The sequence below is a fragment of the Alkalibacterium subtropicum genome (assembly GCF_900112455.1).
In the GTDB taxonomy this organism is placed as follows: Bacteria; Bacillota; Bacilli; order Lactobacillales; family Carnobacteriaceae_A; genus Alkalibacterium; species Alkalibacterium subtropicum.
Genome location: NZ_FOLT01000004.1, coordinates 260,829 through 276,165 on the forward strand (window position 1 = coordinate 260,829; position 15,337 = coordinate 276,165).

The 15,337-nt window shown below is 45.1% G+C and carries 15 protein-coding genes; 5 read left to right on the forward strand and 10 right to left on the reverse strand.

The genetic code is table 11. The features are described 5' to 3' along the window. Positions 1-111: 111 nt before the first annotated feature. Complete coding sequence (locus BM049_RS06325) at positions 112-969, reverse strand: DegV family protein (protein WP_091529574.1); 858 nt, start codon at positions 967-969, stop codon at positions 112-114. Positions 970-1,073: 104 nt separating this feature from the next. Between BM049_RS06325 and BM049_RS06330 the strand changes: the two genes are divergently transcribed. Together BM049_RS06330 and BM049_RS06335 are read left to right on the forward strand one after the other, a co-directional pair. Beyond that, on the forward strand, positions 1,074-1,709 hold the full coding sequence (locus BM049_RS06330) for a YigZ family protein (protein WP_091529576.1): 636 nt from the start codon (positions 1,074-1,076) through the stop codon (positions 1,707-1,709). Positions 1,710-1,926: 217 nt separating this feature from the next. Further along, positions 1,927-2,985 (forward strand): LCP family protein, encoded by a 1,059-nt coding sequence (locus tag BM049_RS06335; RefSeq protein WP_091529578.1) that lies wholly within the window; start codon positions 1,927-1,929, stop codon positions 2,983-2,985. 53 nt (positions 2,986-3,038) lie between these two features. Here the strand turns inward: BM049_RS06335 and BM049_RS06340 are convergent, their stop codons facing one another. After that, the gene (locus BM049_RS06340; protein WP_091529579.1) at positions 3,039-4,127 is read right to left on the reverse strand and encodes a glycosyltransferase family 4 protein; all 1,089 of its coding nucleotides are present in this window, start codon (positions 4,125-4,127) and stop codon (positions 3,039-3,041) included. A 199-nt stretch (positions 4,128-4,326) separates the two neighbouring features. On the opposite strand from BM049_RS06340, the gene tnpA reads away from it, so the two are divergent. The 3 genes from tnpA to BM049_RS06355 all read left to right on the forward strand — a co-directional run bounded on the left by tnpA (position 4,327) and on the right by BM049_RS06355 (position 7,100). After that, positions 4,327-4,725, forward strand: a complete 399-nt coding sequence (gene tnpA, locus BM049_RS06345; RefSeq protein ID WP_091529580.1) for an IS200/IS605 family transposase — start codon at positions 4,327-4,329, stop codon at positions 4,723-4,725. Between the two features lie 5 nt (positions 4,726-4,730). Further along, positions 4,731-5,807 (forward strand): RNA-guided endonuclease InsQ/TnpB family protein, encoded by a 1,077-nt coding sequence (locus BM049_RS06350; protein WP_091529582.1) that lies wholly within the window; start codon positions 4,731-4,733, stop codon positions 5,805-5,807. A gap of 255 nt (positions 5,808-6,062) precedes the next feature. Beyond that, complete coding sequence (locus tag BM049_RS06355; protein WP_091529583.1) at positions 6,063-7,100, forward strand: LCP family protein; 1,038 nt, start codon at positions 6,063-6,065, stop codon at positions 7,098-7,100. Positions 7,101-7,182: 82 nt separating this feature from the next. Here the strand turns inward: BM049_RS06355 and BM049_RS06360 are convergent, their stop codons facing one another. The 8 genes from BM049_RS06360 to BM049_RS06395 all read right to left on the reverse strand — a co-directional run bounded on the left by BM049_RS06360 (position 7,183) and on the right by BM049_RS06395 (position 15,256). After that, entirely contained in the window at positions 7,183-7,896 is a 714-nt protein-coding gene (locus BM049_RS06360) for a GntR family transcriptional regulator (protein WP_091529585.1), read from the reverse strand. A gap of 34 nt (positions 7,897-7,930) precedes the next feature. Further along, positions 7,931-8,629 (reverse strand): glucosamine-6-phosphate deaminase, encoded by a 699-nt coding sequence (locus BM049_RS06365; protein WP_091529651.1) that lies wholly within the window; start codon positions 8,627-8,629, stop codon positions 7,931-7,933. A 10-nt stretch (positions 8,630-8,639) separates the two neighbouring features. Then, positions 8,640-9,776, reverse strand: a complete 1,137-nt coding sequence (nagA, locus tag BM049_RS06370; protein WP_091529587.1) for an N-acetylglucosamine-6-phosphate deacetylase — start codon at positions 9,774-9,776, stop codon at positions 8,640-8,642. Positions 9,777-9,868: 92 nt separating this feature from the next. After that, a complete protein-coding gene (nadE, locus tag BM049_RS06375; protein ID WP_091529653.1) occupies positions 9,869-10,696 on the reverse strand; it encodes an ammonia-dependent NAD(+) synthetase in 828 nt (275 codons plus the stop codon). Positions 10,697-10,736: 40 nt separating this feature from the next. After that, the gene (locus BM049_RS06380) at positions 10,737-12,224 is read right to left on the reverse strand and encodes a nicotinate phosphoribosyltransferase (protein WP_091529589.1); all 1,488 of its coding nucleotides are present in this window, start codon (positions 12,222-12,224) and stop codon (positions 10,737-10,739) included. Between the two features lie 140 nt (positions 12,225-12,364). After that, positions 12,365-13,456 carry a glycosyltransferase family 4 protein gene (locus BM049_RS06385; protein WP_177188616.1) on the reverse strand — a complete coding sequence of 364 codons (1,092 nt, stop codon included), beginning with the start codon at positions 13,454-13,456 and terminating at the stop codon, positions 12,365-12,367. Beyond that, positions 13,456-14,205, reverse strand: coding sequence for a WecB/TagA/CpsF family glycosyltransferase (locus BM049_RS06390; RefSeq protein ID WP_245751880.1), 750 nt, complete (start codon positions 14,203-14,205; stop codon positions 13,456-13,458). Before BM049_RS06390 ends, BM049_RS06385 begins: the two co-directional genes overlap by 1 nt. A gap of 67 nt (positions 14,206-14,272) precedes the next feature. Then, a complete protein-coding gene (locus tag BM049_RS06395) occupies positions 14,273-15,256 on the reverse strand; it encodes a GGDEF domain-containing protein (protein WP_177188617.1) in 984 nt (327 codons plus the stop codon). Positions 15,257-15,337 lie beyond the last annotated feature (81 nt).

A 15,337-nucleotide genomic window follows, 5' to 3' on the forward strand; every position in this document is an offset into this window, starting at 1 on the left:
GTTAGTTACTATTAATATTACCTTTTCAGTTAAAAAATGATTTTTTTAATGAAAATAAAAAAAGCACCAGAAATCTGGTGCTTTTACTAAACATTATAGTATAATAGCTTGTTAGAGTCTTTCAATGTCGATAGTCCATGACATCCCTACAGCACCTTCTCCAGTGTGTACGCCAACGACGGGCCCCAGGAAACTGGATATAAACCGTACGTCTGGAAACTTGTCTTCCATCTGTTCTTTAAATGCCTGAGCTTCGTCTTCAGCATAGGCATGCACGACTGTGGCAACGAGCGGATAGTCCTTTTCCTTAACTGATTCTGCTAAAAGTGATTCGATCTTTTTCAAGGCTTTCTTTTTCGTTCTGATCTTATCGTAGGCAATGATCTCGCCACCTCTGAACGTCAACACAGGCTTGATTTTCAGTGCTGTCGCTACCCCACCGGCTGCCCGGGACAATCTTCCGCCCTTGATCAGGTTGGTCAGGTCGTCGACAATAAAGTAGATTTTTGTTTCCTGTTTGATCTTATCCAGCTGTTCGATGATCTCATTCACCGAGTGGCCCTCTTTAGCCAGTTTGGCAGCGGCTCTGACAAGATACGCTTGTCCTGCAGCAGCCATCTCAGAATCATATGGATACACATTGATGTTATCCATTGTCTGAACGACACTGTAGGCATTCTGAAAAGTTCCGGAAATACGGCTGGACAAATGTATGCTGATGACCGCATCATAATCCTTTTCCAGTTCCTGATAAAGTGCCGTCAGATCCCCCACAGTGGGTTGAGAACTTGTCGGAAGCTGTTCCGATTCTCTTACTTTTTCAAAGAAAGCATCGGATGTGATATCCACTTCTTCTTTGAAGACCTCATTCTTAAAAATGACAGATAAGGGGACGAAATAAATATTATCCTGTTCATATTCTTCCTTATTTAAGTAAGCTGTACTATCTGTTACAATAGCTATACGCATTTTTTCACCTCGCTTTCATGAGAGTTGACCTGGTAATCACCTTTACACTATAGCATGTTTCTTATTGTACGCCAACATAAAGACTAATTGAAAGGGACGATAAAGTGAAAAATTATCGAACAATTAAAGAATACGGTTCCCATGAAATAAACATAAAGAAATCCCGCTTCATTTGTACACTTAAACGTACTGACTCAGAAGATGCTGCTCAGGCTTTTATCGAAAAAATGAAAAAGGAACACTGGAAAGCCAACCATAACTGTTCAGCTTATTTGATCGGAGATACCGGTCAGATCCAGCGCGCTTCCGATGACGGGGAGCCCAGCGGCACTGCCGGTGTTCCTATACTGGAAGTGCTGAAAAAAAGACAGATCCAGAATGTGACAGCTGTGGTGACCCGTTATTTCGGCGGGACTAAACTGGGTGCCGGCGGACTGATACGGGCATATGGACAAGCGACAAGCGAGGCGCTTGATCATGTCGGGCTCATTGAGAAACAGCTGCAGCAGTTTATCGCGCTGACTGTCTCTTATCCTATGAGCGGAAAACTCCAGAACACCCTTGAGGAATCTGTTTATACTATCCACTCTACAGACTATGCAGCTGATGTGACCTTTCATTGTCTGATCCCGATAAAAAAAACAGAGGCCTTTAAAAGCGAAGTCATCGACTGGACGAACGGCACTGCCGAGTTTGAAGTCGGTGCAAAAGCTTGGATCGAAGTCGCTGTCGAAGAATAAAGAAGAAGTGACAGAAGCCCAGTCTATGGGGGCTTCACGGCTGTTTATTCGCTGATCCGGACCAAAAATCAGACCTGCCTGTCCTTAAACAGGATATGACTCATGTCAGCCTGTTTATATTTACAGTTTTTCCTCATGCATTGACATGTGTGAGCTTTACCATAATAATAGTAATGAATAATCAGGTGTTTCAACTTATCTTAAAGGAGTAACTCTAGTGTCTAAACATAATAATCAGTCTCAGTCATCACGTAGCTATACCAAGAGTCAAAAGAAGAAAAGAAATGAACGGATCATTTTAAGCATTCTGATCCCCCTCTTTACGATTATCCTCATAGGGGCTGTCTATCTTGCCAAGCTTTTTGCTACCGTAGAGAATGAAATCGAAGCGTCGTTTGCAGAAATCGAACGTCAGGAAGCCGTTGAAAAAGTCAACCCCATCGACGAACCGGTCTCTATCCTGTTCCTTGGCGTCGATAATAATGAAGATCGGCAGCTTGGGTCCACGCGTGCCGACTCGATCATTTATGCGACGCTCAATCCGACAACACATGAGATGAACATGGTTTCCATCCCTAGAGATACTTTTGTCCCCATCATTAACAAAGGAACGACCCTGAGGTATGACCGGATCAATTCCGCCTATGCTGTCGGAGAAGAAAGTGCCATGGTGCAGACGGTGGAAGAATGGCTTGATGTGCCGATTCATTATTATGCGACGTTCAATTTTGCAGCGTTTCTGGATATCATCGATGAACTGGGCGGCATAGAAATAAATGTCCCGATAGCTATCGACGAAATGAATTCTGATGATCAGATGGGCGCCATCACGCTTGAACCCGGGTATCAGACATTGACCGGCGAAGAAGCCCTGGCACTGGCCCGGACCCGCAAAATCGACAATGATGTGAAACGGGGCGAACGTCAGCAGTTGATCATTGAAGCCATCATTCGAAAAGCGTTGAAGGCTGGATCCATCACGAAATATACCGGCATTGCTGAAACAGTCGGAAGCAATATGAAGACAAACATGCGCATGCGCGACATGACAGCCATTGCCCAAACGGGACTGAATGATTCTTTTTCCATTTCGACACATATTTTTGAGTGGTCAAGCTTTACCGAACGCGGAATGGATCTCGTTAAGATCCAGCCGGACAGTTTCGAGGCCATTCAGAGCAAGCTCAAAAGTTCCCTGAACAGAACGCAGGAGATATCCAGTTCGGCAAAATTGGATGACGCTTCTGCCGCCAGCACGAACAGCAAGAAAAAATAAATAGAGACCTCTCGCATCGTCAGCAAGACGAAATCCGGGAGGTCTCTTTTTTATTACTTGTTCAGCTTACGGGCAAACTTTTTTAACTTATCAAGGATCGGTCGCCTGTCCTCTTTCACCAGACCAATGATTTCCACAAAGAGAAGGACACCGACGATCACAAATACTGTTAACAAAACAGAACCGATCAGGGTAGAAAAATTATAAAGCAGGGCAATGATCGAAAAAATGGCAGAAACAGAATAAATGGCCAGGACCGCCTGTCTGTGAGAGAGCCCGAGCGTCATCAGACGGTGGTGGATGTGACTCTTGTCAGCTGCGACAATGGACTGCTTGTTCACTTTTCTTCGAATCATGGCAAACAGGGTGTCCGTAATAGGGATCCCCATGATCACTATAGGCAGGACCAGTGAAATCAGTGTCGCATTTTTCAATCCCTGCAGAGAAAAGACCCCGATCATAAAACCTAAAAACAGGGCACCTGTATCTCCCAGAAAAACACTGGCAGGATGAAAATTATACGGCCAGAAACCGGCAATAGCCGCTACTAGAATAAAAATCATGATCGAGACCGAAACCTCTTCAATGGTCAGAAAGAAAAAACCGATGATCCCCATCGTCGTTAAGGCAATCATTGATATCCCGCTGGCCAGACCGTCCAGTCCATCGACCAGATTGATGGCATTCGTAAAGCCGACGATCCACAGGACAGTCAGCGGAAACTGCAGGGCACCGAATGACAGGGTACCGAAATAAGGAAAAGTCATGGTCTGCAGCGCCATGTCACCATAAAAGTAAATCACGACTGCAGCTGAAATAATACCGAGTAGTTTTATGACGGGAGACAATTCAAATAAGTCGTCAAAAATCCCTGTAAGCACGATAAGTGACGATGCTGTAAACAAGGGGATCAGCTGCCTGTCCGGTATGGGAAGCAGAAAGAAAGCAGCCAGATAGAAGGAGACATAAATGGTTACCCCTCCCATCGTCGGCATTCTTTTTTCATGGATCCTTCGTGCTCTAGGTTCAGGTTCATCAATGATCCCCCATCTGTGTGCCAGTCGAGTGTAGATCGGCGTCAGGATCAGGGATGTGATCAGAGTAAAAATACTTACGAGAAGTACGACAAACATATCAAACATAATCATTCTCTTTTCATGCTGTTTTGCACTCATTATAGCATTTCCGAGCGGAAAAACCCACGTTTTTAATCTTGGGATGATAGCTCGGCAGGGATGAGGGCTTGCTTTTGCGAACTCGAAAGCCCTGTGACACTTAGACATATTTTTTGAGTATGTTTGTTAAGCGTATTCACATATACACACATGGTATTATCGATACATGGAAAACTATCGTAGAAACAAAACAACCGTCAGCCTCATTAACTATCATTTTGTATTTTGTCCTCGATACAGACGAAAGATTTTCTTGAACCCCTCTCTCGGAGAACGGTTCAAGGAATTGATTCAAGAGATTTGTGATGATCAGGGCTTCCACATCTTCGCTTTAGAAACGGATGAAGACCACGTTCATTTGTTCTTATATACGCTACTTTCTTTCAGTCCTGCGGATATCATGGCGAAAATAAAAGGAGGGACATCAAAAATCATCCGTGACGAGTTCTCCGAGCTGAAAGCCATGCCAAGCTTGTGGACGCGTTCCTATTTCGTATCCACCGCAGAAAATGTGTCGAGCCAAACCATCAAACCATATGTTGAATCCCAAAAGACAAGGAGTTGATTCCCATGTCTCAACCCATTACGGTAAAAATCAAGTTGCTGCCAACGAAAGAACAAGAAGCAATTTTGACTCGAATGAGTGACGAGTATATTTCGACCATCAACTCCCTCGTAGCGGAAATGGTGGAAGAAAGGAAACCTACCCGCAAAACGAGTAAAGATATGGATGCTTTTTTACCCAGCGCTGTAAAATCTCAAGCTGTCTTAGATGCAAAGAGTGTTTTTAAGAAAGCGAAGAAAACGAATTTTGAAACAGTGCCTCTTCTGAAAAAACATCATTGCGTTTGGAACAACCAAAACTACTCCTTCGATTTCCACCACATTTCAATGCCAATCATGATTAATGGGGGAGCTAAGAAAACACCTATTAGAGCCTTGTTGGTTGACAAGAAGAACAGGAATGTTGATTTACTGAAACATAAACTCGGAACACTCCGTATCACCAAAAAGTCAAATAAGTGGCTTGCACAAATCGCTGTCACGATCTCTACTGACAAGAAAACAGGAACGAAAGTCATGGGTGTGGATTTAGGACTTAAAGTACCCGCTTTTGCAATCACTGATGACGAACACGTACGCTTTTTCGGTAATGGAAGACAAAACAAGTACATGAAACGGAAGTTTCGTTCAGAGCGAAAAGCACTGGGCAAACGAAAAAAATTGAATGGCATCCGCAATTCAAAAGACAAAGAACAACGATGGATGAAAGACCACGATCACAAGGTCAGCCGTGCAATTGTTGATTTTGCAAAAGGCAACCACATTTCTGTCATTCGCTTGGAAAAACTGGCGAACATCCGGCAGACGGCAAGAACAAGCCGTAAAAACGAAAAGAACTTGCACACATGGTCGTTCTACCGACTGGCAACATTCATTGAATACAAAGCAACACTGGAAGGCATCCAAGTCGAGTATGTGAACCCTGCCCATACAAGCCAAACCTGCCCGAACTGTTCAGAAAGGAACAAAGCGAGAGACCGAAAGTATCAGTGCAGTTGTGGATTTGAAAAACACAGGGATGTCGTCGGTGCAATGAATATTCGCTATGCACCTGTGGTTGATGGTTACAGTCAACCAGCCTAAGATGCTATAGGCACTCTCTTAGGAGGGGCAATGAGATGCCCTCACCTTGAGGCTTGAACAAGACAGAAATGGACTGCGTTTGCACAAGCACTCAAGAATCCCACCCGTCAAACCGAAAGGTTAGGGCTTGCGGCTTTATCCGTGGGAATCTCAAAGCATTCTGAACTTTTAAAATACAATTGCAATCACCCCCTAACTAGATTAAACTAATAAGAAGATGGTACTGCCTATTTATCCTTTAGAAAAGAGGTCCACATGAGATCAGATAAACACGTTAAACAAGAACAAAAAGTAAAAAGGTTAAAGCGCATCGCGCTCGGTTTAGGTCTGCTCATCATTCTCATCCTTGGTATGCTTGCGGGGTACTACGCAAATGAAGTGAGGGAATTTCTAAGCGATGTCAACGAAGAGACACCAGAAGAATTGAGAGACACCAGCGAACAGGATAAATCGCTGCGTGAACTCCATCCGATTTCCTTCCTCATTTTAGGACTGGATGCAGAAGGCGCAGGGGCGTCGAGACGTTCAGACTCCATCATGGTTGCCACGGTCAATCCTGAAAAAGAATCGACAAAAATAATCTCTATCCCAAGGGACACCCTGATCACCCTGCCGAACAGTAACACTCAGGAAAAATTCAATGCGGTATATCCTGAAGTGGGCATAACAGGACTGATCGATTTTGTAGAAGATTACTTGACGATCCCCATTTCATTTTATGCGACGCTGAATTTCGAAGGACTCGTCGATCTGGTGGATGCTGTTGGCGGGATCACCGTCGATGCTCCCTTCGCTTTCACAGTACAGGACAGTGAAGAGACTGCGGATGCCATCGTCATCGAAGAAGGTGTGCAGGAACTTAACGGCGAAGAAGCACTAGGATACGCCCGGATGAGAAAACAGGACCCCAGAGGTGACTTTGGAAGACAGGAACGGCAGCGTGAAGTCATTGCAGCCGTTATTGACGAATTAGTCTCGGTCAACTCTGTCACGAATTTCACCAATATCCTGGATGCGATCCGTCCGAATCTGCAGACGAACATGTCTGGACAGCAGATGATCACAGTAGCAACGAATTACAGACCGGCAGCGAACACTATTGAATCCGTCACACTTTCAGGTGAAGCCTCATACGAATATATCGAGCGATACAACCAGGACCTGTACGTCTGGAACCCTTATGATGACTCACTGGAAGAGGCACGCAGCACCTTGCGTACACACCTTGAACTGGATTCAGGAACAGATGTAGAAGATGTAGAAAATCCGGATGATCTATCGGGCGATGAATAATAAAAAAAAAGTCACTTTTCTTAAAAGAACTGCATGTCGGCAACTACCCGGCAGGTCAGTTCTCAAAGAAAAGTGACTTTTTTCAATTACTCTTCGCTTCTATAAAAAATTCGTAGCGTGAACCCACGTACTGGGCTCTTACATATTCAAAGGGATCGTCTTCCTGTGTGTAGCTGACTTGCTTCAATCTGAGGATCGGGGACTCTCTTTTCACCTGCAGCATTTCAGCTACCTGTTCAGAAGCCCATGTAGCCGAAATGACCTGCTCAGCTCGGGCAACATGGTAGCCGATGTCAGAAAGGGACTGGTAGAGGTGCTGTTTCAGTTCATCCTTGCTGATATTGCTTACAATATGATGTGGGATCGTTGCCACCTCAAAACATATCGGTTCCTCATCTGCATAGCGTATACGTTCCATGACCAGGACTTCTTCGTTCTGACCGATCTGAAGTTTCTCCGCTTCACTCTCACTTGCCGATTTAGTATAAAAAGACATCAGTTTACTTGAAGGGGTTTTTCCAAGCTTTTCGATCGTTTCAGTAAAACTCGGGATGCCGCTCAGTTTTTCCCGCACTTTATCAGAGGCCACAAATGTCCCGGCCCCCTGTTTTCTTTCCAGCATCCCTTCTTCCACCAGGGAACTCACCGCCTGCCTTGCTGTCATGCGACTGACATTGAACTCAGCTGCCAGCGCCCGTTCAGAAGGGATCTTCTGTCCCTTGCTCCAATCATTTGACAACACTTTCTTTCTCAGTTCATTATGCATTGCAATATATACAGGTACTTTTTTTGACATGGTCTGTCCTTTCTTAAACGAATTGACGGGCCGCTTATAACCGGCTTGCAGCCTCTTCATCCACGACAATGACGACATCCGGATGATTCTGCAGAATACTGGCCGGGACATCCTCCGTTACCGGACCATTCACGGCCTTGTCAATGGCTTCCGCTTTATTTTCCCCATAAGCCATGAGGATGATTTTTTTAGCTGCCATTATCGAGGCGATACCCATGGAATAGGCGTGTCCAGGTACTTCGTCCTCAGAGTCAAAGTTACGTTTGTTCGCTTGAATGGTATCTTCAGTCAGCTTGACTTTATGAGTTTTGGTACCAAAAGGCGTGCCAGGTTCGTTAAAACCGATATGGGCATTTGTTCCGATGCCTAAGATCTGAACATCGATGGGGTGCTCCTCGAGAATTTTGTCGTACCTTTCGACTTCGACTTCTTCCTTAGCTGTGCCATCTGGTATATACGTGGCTTTAAAGGGCTTGGAATCAAATAAATGTTCCTGCATGAAGGAATGATAACTTTGAGGATGATCGGACGCTAATCCAATATATTCATCAAGGTTTACGGCAATCTTGTCAGAAAAATCCAGATCGCTTTCTCTCAGTTCTTTGTACAGCGTTTCCGGGGTGCTGCCAGTTGCCAGACCGAATACTTCAGCGTCTTCTTCCAGTGCCTCTTTTATTAGCCGGTAAGCAACTTTTCCGCCCTCTTTTTTATTTTTCACGACTTCGATCCTAATGTCGGACGAATTAGTTGAATGCATTGATTTTTCCTCCTAAAATAGTCTGTTTCAACATATGGTCATTGTCCAAAACGACCATATCCGCATCAAACCTCGGTTTTAGTTCTCCTTTGGAAGATAGACTGAACTCTCTGGCCTGATTAGTTGAACTCATTTTTACGGCTTCCTGCATGGAACATCCGGTAAAAGCCAGCATATTTCTGAAAGCATCGATAAATGTCAAAACACTTCCGGCAAGCGAACCATTGCTCAGTCGGGCCTGTTTGTCTTTCACGATCACTTTCTGTCCGCCTAATTCACTTTCACCCTCCGGACTGCCTTTAGCGCGCATCGAATCAGTGATCAGAGCGATCCCATCGGCGCCTTTGGCTTTATAGGCAAGTTTGACCATCTCTTTTGAGATATGGAAACCGTCGACGATCATTTCAACCGTCACACCGTCTTCCAGCAAGCCAAAACCGCTTACCCCTATTTCTCTGTGATGCAGACCCAACTGGCCGTTGAACAGGTGGGTGACATGGGTGGCTCCTGATGCTTTCAGCTGTGCGTATGTTGCACCTGAATGACCTGCAGACAGGATGATGTCATTCTCCCGGCAGTATGATTCAAACTCTTTTACATCCCCTGTTTCTGGCGCATAGGTGATGAGACGGATACGTTCACCGCTGAGTGTCTGCCATTTTTTTAGCGTGTCGAGTTGTGCAGGACGGATGAATGCTTCCGGTTGAGCACCTTTGAAAGCCTTAGAAATAAAAGGGCCTTCAACGTGGATCCCCTGGATCATCGGATTCAGTTCAGCTGCTTCATTGATTGCTTTCAGAGAAGCTTCGATATTTTCATCAGACTGTGTCATCGTTGTTGGAAAATAGGAGGTGATGCCTTCCTCCAGCATTCTATAGGTCATGTCACTGATTTTCTCTGGGTCAGCGTCCATGTTGTCCATACCATAGCCGCCATGACTGTGCACGTCGATAAATCCCGGCATGACATAATGCCCTGTTAAATCAGACTCCTCTTCGTCCGTCTGCTTCACGTAATGCTCCATTTTACCAACACCAATGATCTCATTGGTGAATCGGATATAGCCTTTTTCGATCTCTCCTTCACCCGTGAATATATGAGCGTTGATGTATACTTTTTGCAAAAGTGTTCCTCCTTTTAATTATCACCCTGACAGTCAGTCGTTCACACACGAAAGGCCTCCATACTCTTTTGAAGAGTACAGAGACGGGCTGCCTATTTCCAGAAATCGTCAAAAACCGTAACGGGCAGATGACGCTTATGACGAGTCTGCAGATACCATTGTTCTATTTTTTCTGCAGATTCCTTTGATATTTCTTTACCTTCCAGATAATCGTCGATTTCATCATAGGTCACTCCCAAAGCGACTTCATCAGCAATGCCCGGTTTATCACTCTCCAGGTCGGCTGTCGGCACTTTTTCAACTAAGTGTTCCGGTGCCTCCAGCTCTTTCAGCAGTTGTTTCCCCTGCCGCTTATTCAATCTGAACAGCGGGTTGATATCTGTGCCGCCATCACCGAATTTCGTGTAGAATCCAGTCACCGCTTCAGCAGAATGGTCGGTTCCCAGGACCACCCCACTTGTGTCTCCGGCTATGGCATATTGTATGATCATCCGTTCTCTGGCTTTGATGTTTCCTTTATTAAAATCGCTCAGAGTAAGCAGATTCGCTGCAATGCTTTTTTCTGTTGCATCGACAGATGGCTTGACGTCTACACGCATCACTTTATCCGGCTGTATCCACTCGATCGCATCCATTGCATCCGATTCATCTGCCTGCACACCGTACGGCAGCCGTACAGCTATGAACAGATAATCTTCGCGGCCTGTCTCTGCCCGCAGTTCTTCGACAGCCATTTGAGCCAGTTTCCCGAGCAGGGTGGAATCCTGTCCGCCGGAGACCCCAAGAACGAATGACTTAAGAAACGGATGCTTCTCCATGTATGCTTTCATAAAATCGATCGAGCGGCGGATCTCTTTTTCAGGGTCAATAGTCGGTGACACCCTCATTTCTTCTACTATCTTTTTCTGTAAATCAGACATCATATCTTATCTACTCTCCTCTATAAATTGGCATTCGGTTTCAAGATTTAAAAATCGACTGATTTGCCGGCTTGTCTTTAGCTATTTCTTTGAACAATTTGATCGTTTCCACTTTTGCATCGTAGAGTTTCTGAGACAAATCTACAGGATACGGTTCCGGATTTAACAGGCGCTTGTGTTCTTCCCACTGCTCTGAAAGGCTCTCTTTAGCATAGGCCTTGATTGCTTCAAGCGAAGGCATCTCATAGACGAGTTTTCCGTTGACAATAATGTCGTGCAGCAGCGGACGTGCCTGAAAATCATCCAGCGTTTTGTTAATATAGGTGTATTGTGGATGGAACATGAATAACTCATCTTGTTCATCGGGTCTTTCTTCATAAAGGGTGATATAATCCCCTTCAGGTTTTTTGTTGTCATGGGAACGGATCCGCCAGACTTGCTTTTTCCCGGGGGTCGTGATTTTAGACGCGTTAGCTGTCAGTTTCAGTGTCGGGTACATTTCCTGATCTTTTCCTTCCACAGAAACGATCTTATATACTGCCCCGAGAGCCGGCTGGTCAAATGCCGTGATCATCTTAGTTCCTACTCCCCAGACATCGATCTTGGCGCCCTGCATCTTCAGATTTAAAATCGTTTCGGCATTCAAATCATTGGAAACATAAATTTTTGCATCAGGATAACCCGCTTCATCGAGCTGCTGCCGCACACGTTTTGAAAGGTAGGACAGATCCCCCGAATCGAGCCTTACGCCCAGGAAGTTGATTTTATCTCCCATTTCATTGGCCACGCGTATGGCATTTGGAACGCCTGAATCCAAGGTGTGATAGGTATCCACTAAAAAGACGCAGTCCTTATGTGTCTCAGCGTAGGCTTTAAATGCCTGGTACTCATCCCTGTAAGCCTGAACAAGGGCGTGGGCATGGGTACCGGAAGCCGGTATACCGAATATTTTTCCAGCTCTGGTATTGCTGGTAGCATCACAGCCGCCTATATATGTCGCCCGAGCCCCCCAGAGTGCCGCATCAAATTCCTGGGCACGTCTGGCTCCAAATTCAAGCACAGGATCCTCTCCAGCTGCACTCTTGATTTGAGAGGCTTTCGTGGCAATGAGTGTCTGAAAATTGATGATATTGAGCAAAGCTGTTTCTATCAGCTGGCAATCAGCGATAGGACCTTCGACCTGGATCAGCGGTTCGTCAGCGAAAGCCACTTCTCCTTCTTTAAATGCCCGGATCGTTCCTTTAAATTTCCAGTTCTCTAAGTACGTTAAAAAGTCTTCAGGGAAGTCTTTCACTTCTCTTAAATAAGTGATATCCGACTCACTGAACGAAAGATTCATAATATAATCCACGACTCTTTCCAGTCCGGCAAATATGGTATAGCCTATTCCGAAAGGGTTATTCCGGTAATACACTTCAAAAACAGCCGTATTTAAATGGTTCCCCTTTTTCCAGTATGTGTATATCATGTTCAGTTCATAGAAATCGGTATGCAATGCCATGCTGTCATCTGCATAGGTCTGTAACATCTTTTTTTCCTCCTCGAATATAAGGTATCTCTGTATTGAAGTATATCATAATTCCGCCTTTCCTGCGTCGATTCTGGCCGAAGTATGCGCATACAAAACATATAAAAACAAAACACCGAAAATAGAAACTTTCTCTATTTTCAGTGTTTTGTCATGATTTCATTATAAAAAGCGAGAACAGACCGTGATTGTTTCTCGATCGAATAACGGGAGGCGAAGGTACGCAGGCGGTCCCCTTTACTCTTTAACTTATTTTGTTTCCAAAGTGCGTGAGCTTCTGTCAAAGCCTTCTTCAACGCTTCCGGGTCAGCTGGAGATACGATCCAGCCCATACTGGAATCCCGGATCACTTCTCTGACATCGCCCACATCGGTCGCGATCGCCGGTATTTTTTCATCCGCGGCTTCCAGCAGGATCATCGGAAAGCCCTCACTCAAAGACGGCAGGACAAACACATCGGCCTGGCGTAATTCTTTCCTTATATCCGATTCAGACAGCCACCCTTTGAAATCCAGTTGAGGCATCAGCTTGTAGGCTTCCCCTTTTCTTTTTAATACATCCATTTGTTCACCGTCTCCACAAATGACCCACTGCCAGTCCTGTTCCTCGAACGCATGAAGAGCATCCATCAGAACAGCATAACCCTTGATCTCAGTGAGCCGTCCCACGGTGACTAAGGTAAAGGTTTCCCGGCTGACAAGGGCTGATTGTTTCTGCAGATCAGAAAATCGGATCCCGTTATGTATGACTCTGACGCGACTGGCGGGTACCCCCTGAGACTTTAGAAACGTTCTGATTTCATTTGAAACAGCTATGATGCCGTCAGCTCGTTTGAATGTCTTAAGGTGGATAGTTTCATACATCCTCCCTTTGAATCCCCGACCTTTAAAATCAAGCAGAGGATGGCTGTGCACAGTCATGATCCACGTCACTTCTAAAAAAGGGCGCAGGAAGGACATCAGGGTGTTGGCTCGCGGCCCATGGGTATGAATGAGTGTATAGTCCTGTCCCAGGATAAAGGCTCTTAAACGATAGAGGACGGTCAGATCAAATCGGTTTTTCTGTTCGAATACATAGACACTGATTCCTGCTTCACGCGCCGCTGCTGCGACCGGTCCTTCTTCTAAGACGATCAAGTCGACCTGTTCCGCTTTTAGAGCGTCGAGCAGGGAAACAATATGCACAAGTCCACCACCGACTTCGTTTCCGGCATTAATATGAGCAGTTTTCATCAGTTCTTTTCCTTTTTTTTCTGCTTGTATATTTCCTGAAGAAATTTTGGCAGGACAGACATGCGCTTGTACCTTGAGGGCTGTTTGATCAGGCGATACAGCCATTCGATATGGAGTGACTGAACGAAGCCGGGAGCACGCTTCGTTTTTCCTGACAGGACATCGAAGCTTCCGCCTACGCCAACTGCAATGCCATGGGTGACTTGACTGAGGTAATTACTGATCCATTTTTCCTGCCGCGGAAACCCGAAGGCTACAAATATCATATCAGGATCGGTAAGCTTTACCTTTTCGATCATTTCTGGATCTGCGTGGTTGAAATACCCATGGTGATAGCCGACAATATTGATGTGCGGCCATTTTTCCTTTACTTTTGCGATGGTCCGTTCAATGATATCCTCTTCTGCTCCTATAAAATAAACATTCTTCTTTTCTAGATCGGCGATCTCCAGGAGTCCCAGCATGAGCTCAAAGCCTGGTACACGCTCTTTGATAGGTGTTCCCAGAGCGTGCGAAGCTTTTACGATCCCGATGCCATCTGGTGCAATGAAATCGGCCTGCATCAGAAGTTCATAGTAGTCTTGATTATCTTGGGCATACATCACTATCTCAGGATTTGCCGTCACTAAAAATGTTTTCTGATCGTGATTCAATCGTATATACAATTCTTTCAAGAAATCTTTCCGTGTCATATTGTCAAAGGGAATACCCAGAATCGTCACTTTACTTTGCATCATTCGTTCATCCATTCTACAAGCTTTCTGTTGCACATTGATTTTCGATAAGGATACGCGCAACTCTTTTCCTGTTCTGCTGTTAATCTGACAGAACGTCATTTTTCCCATTTTGCTTGACTTTAAATAATAATCTGTCTGCCCGGTTAAAGAGCTGACTGACTGTTTCGTTGCCTACGTATTCAGCCACTCCAAAGCTGCATGTCACTTCAGCCGGTTCACTGAATTCACGCGCATTGAATTTCACACGGATCGCTTCTGCAATTTCCCGGGCTTCTCTTTTTCTGACATCCGGCAGGACGACCAGAAACTTTCCACCTTCAAATGTCCCAGCGAACTGGTCCGGCTGAAGCGTCTCTTTTATGACAGCAGCCGCTTCTTTTATGACTTCATCTCCAAATAAGGGGCCAAATAAGGTGTTCTGATGTTCGAGATTGTCGATATCCAGCACAATCATGGATACCGTCTTCCTGTTCTTCTTATTGACATCCGATATGACCTGTCCAAGCCTGACAAGAATATTTGAACGGTTGAACAGCCCTGTCAGTTTATCCTGCTTTGACATCTGGGCCCATTCTTTATTTTCTTTCATCAGTTCCTGCTTTTCTGCTTCATAATTTGTAATGTCAAAGACGATGCCTGCCAGAAACAACGGTTCGCCTGTTTCTGAGCGCTGTGTGACGGTGCCGCGGTCGTAGTAGGTTCTATAGGACCCATCTTTGGCCTGAATACGGTATTTCACTTCCCAGACTGGGATTTTCCCGGTCAGATGATCACGCATGAGCTGCATGACGCGATCATAGTCTTCCGGATGCAGCCGGTCAGTAAAAAACTGAAAATCGACAAACTCCGGAAGATCTTCCTTTTTGAAGCCCATTGCCTCTGCTTTCTTGGGATTGAACGTAACTTTGTTTTCTTTATAATCCCAGAACCAGTGACCTAAATTTCCGATCCAGGAAAATTCCAGAGAATCCTGATCCTGCTGTAACTTGAGGAGTTCTCTATTCAATCGCTTTACAGCTTCCAGTTCATTTTTCAAGCGTTCGATTTCTCTCTGCTGATCCATACCCATCCTCTCCTCGTCTCCTTTTCTTTAGTATAATACAGGTGGCCTTGGTTTTATATCCTGTTTCCAAAGCTTTTCCCT

Bases quoted from the DNA above. Each gene is read 5' to 3' on its own strand.
- BM049_RS06380 (WP_091529589.1), bottom strand. From the start codon at position 12,224: ATGTTACAGACCTATGCAGATGACAGCATGGCATTGCATACCGATTTC.
- BM049_RS06350 (WP_091529582.1), top strand. From the start codon at position 4,731: ATGTCTCAACCCATTACGGTAAAAATCAAGTTGCTGCCAACGAAAGAA.
- BM049_RS06355 (WP_091529583.1), top strand. From the start codon at position 6,063: ATGAGATCAGATAAACACGTTAAACAAGAACAAAAAGTAAAAAGGTTA.
- BM049_RS06340 (WP_091529579.1), bottom strand. From the start codon at position 4,127: ATGTTTGATATGTTTGTCGTACTTCTCGTAAGTATTTTTACTCTGATC.
- BM049_RS06395 (WP_177188617.1), bottom strand. From the start codon at position 15,256: ATGGATCAGCAGAGAGAAATCGAACGCTTGAAAAATGAACTGGAAGCT.
- BM049_RS06390 (WP_245751880.1), bottom strand. From the start codon at position 14,205: ATGGATGAACGAATGATGCAAAGTAAAGTGACGATTCTGGGTATTCCC.
- tnpA (WP_091529580.1), top strand. From the start codon at position 4,327: ATGGAAAACTATCGTAGAAACAAAACAACCGTCAGCCTCATTAACTAT.
- BM049_RS06385 (WP_177188616.1), bottom strand. From the start codon at position 13,456: ATGAAAACTGCTCATATTAATGCCGGAAACGAAGTCGGTGGTGGACTT.
- BM049_RS06360 (WP_091529585.1), bottom strand. From the start codon at position 7,896: ATGTCAAAAAAAGTACCTGTATATATTGCAATGCATAATGAACTGAGA.
- BM049_RS06325 (WP_091529574.1), bottom strand. From the start codon at position 969: ATGCGTATAGCTATTGTAACAGATAGTACAGCTTACTTAAATAAGGAA.
- nadE (WP_091529653.1), bottom strand. From the start codon at position 10,696: ATGTCTGATTTACAGAAAAAGATAGTAGAAGAAATGAGGGTGTCACCG.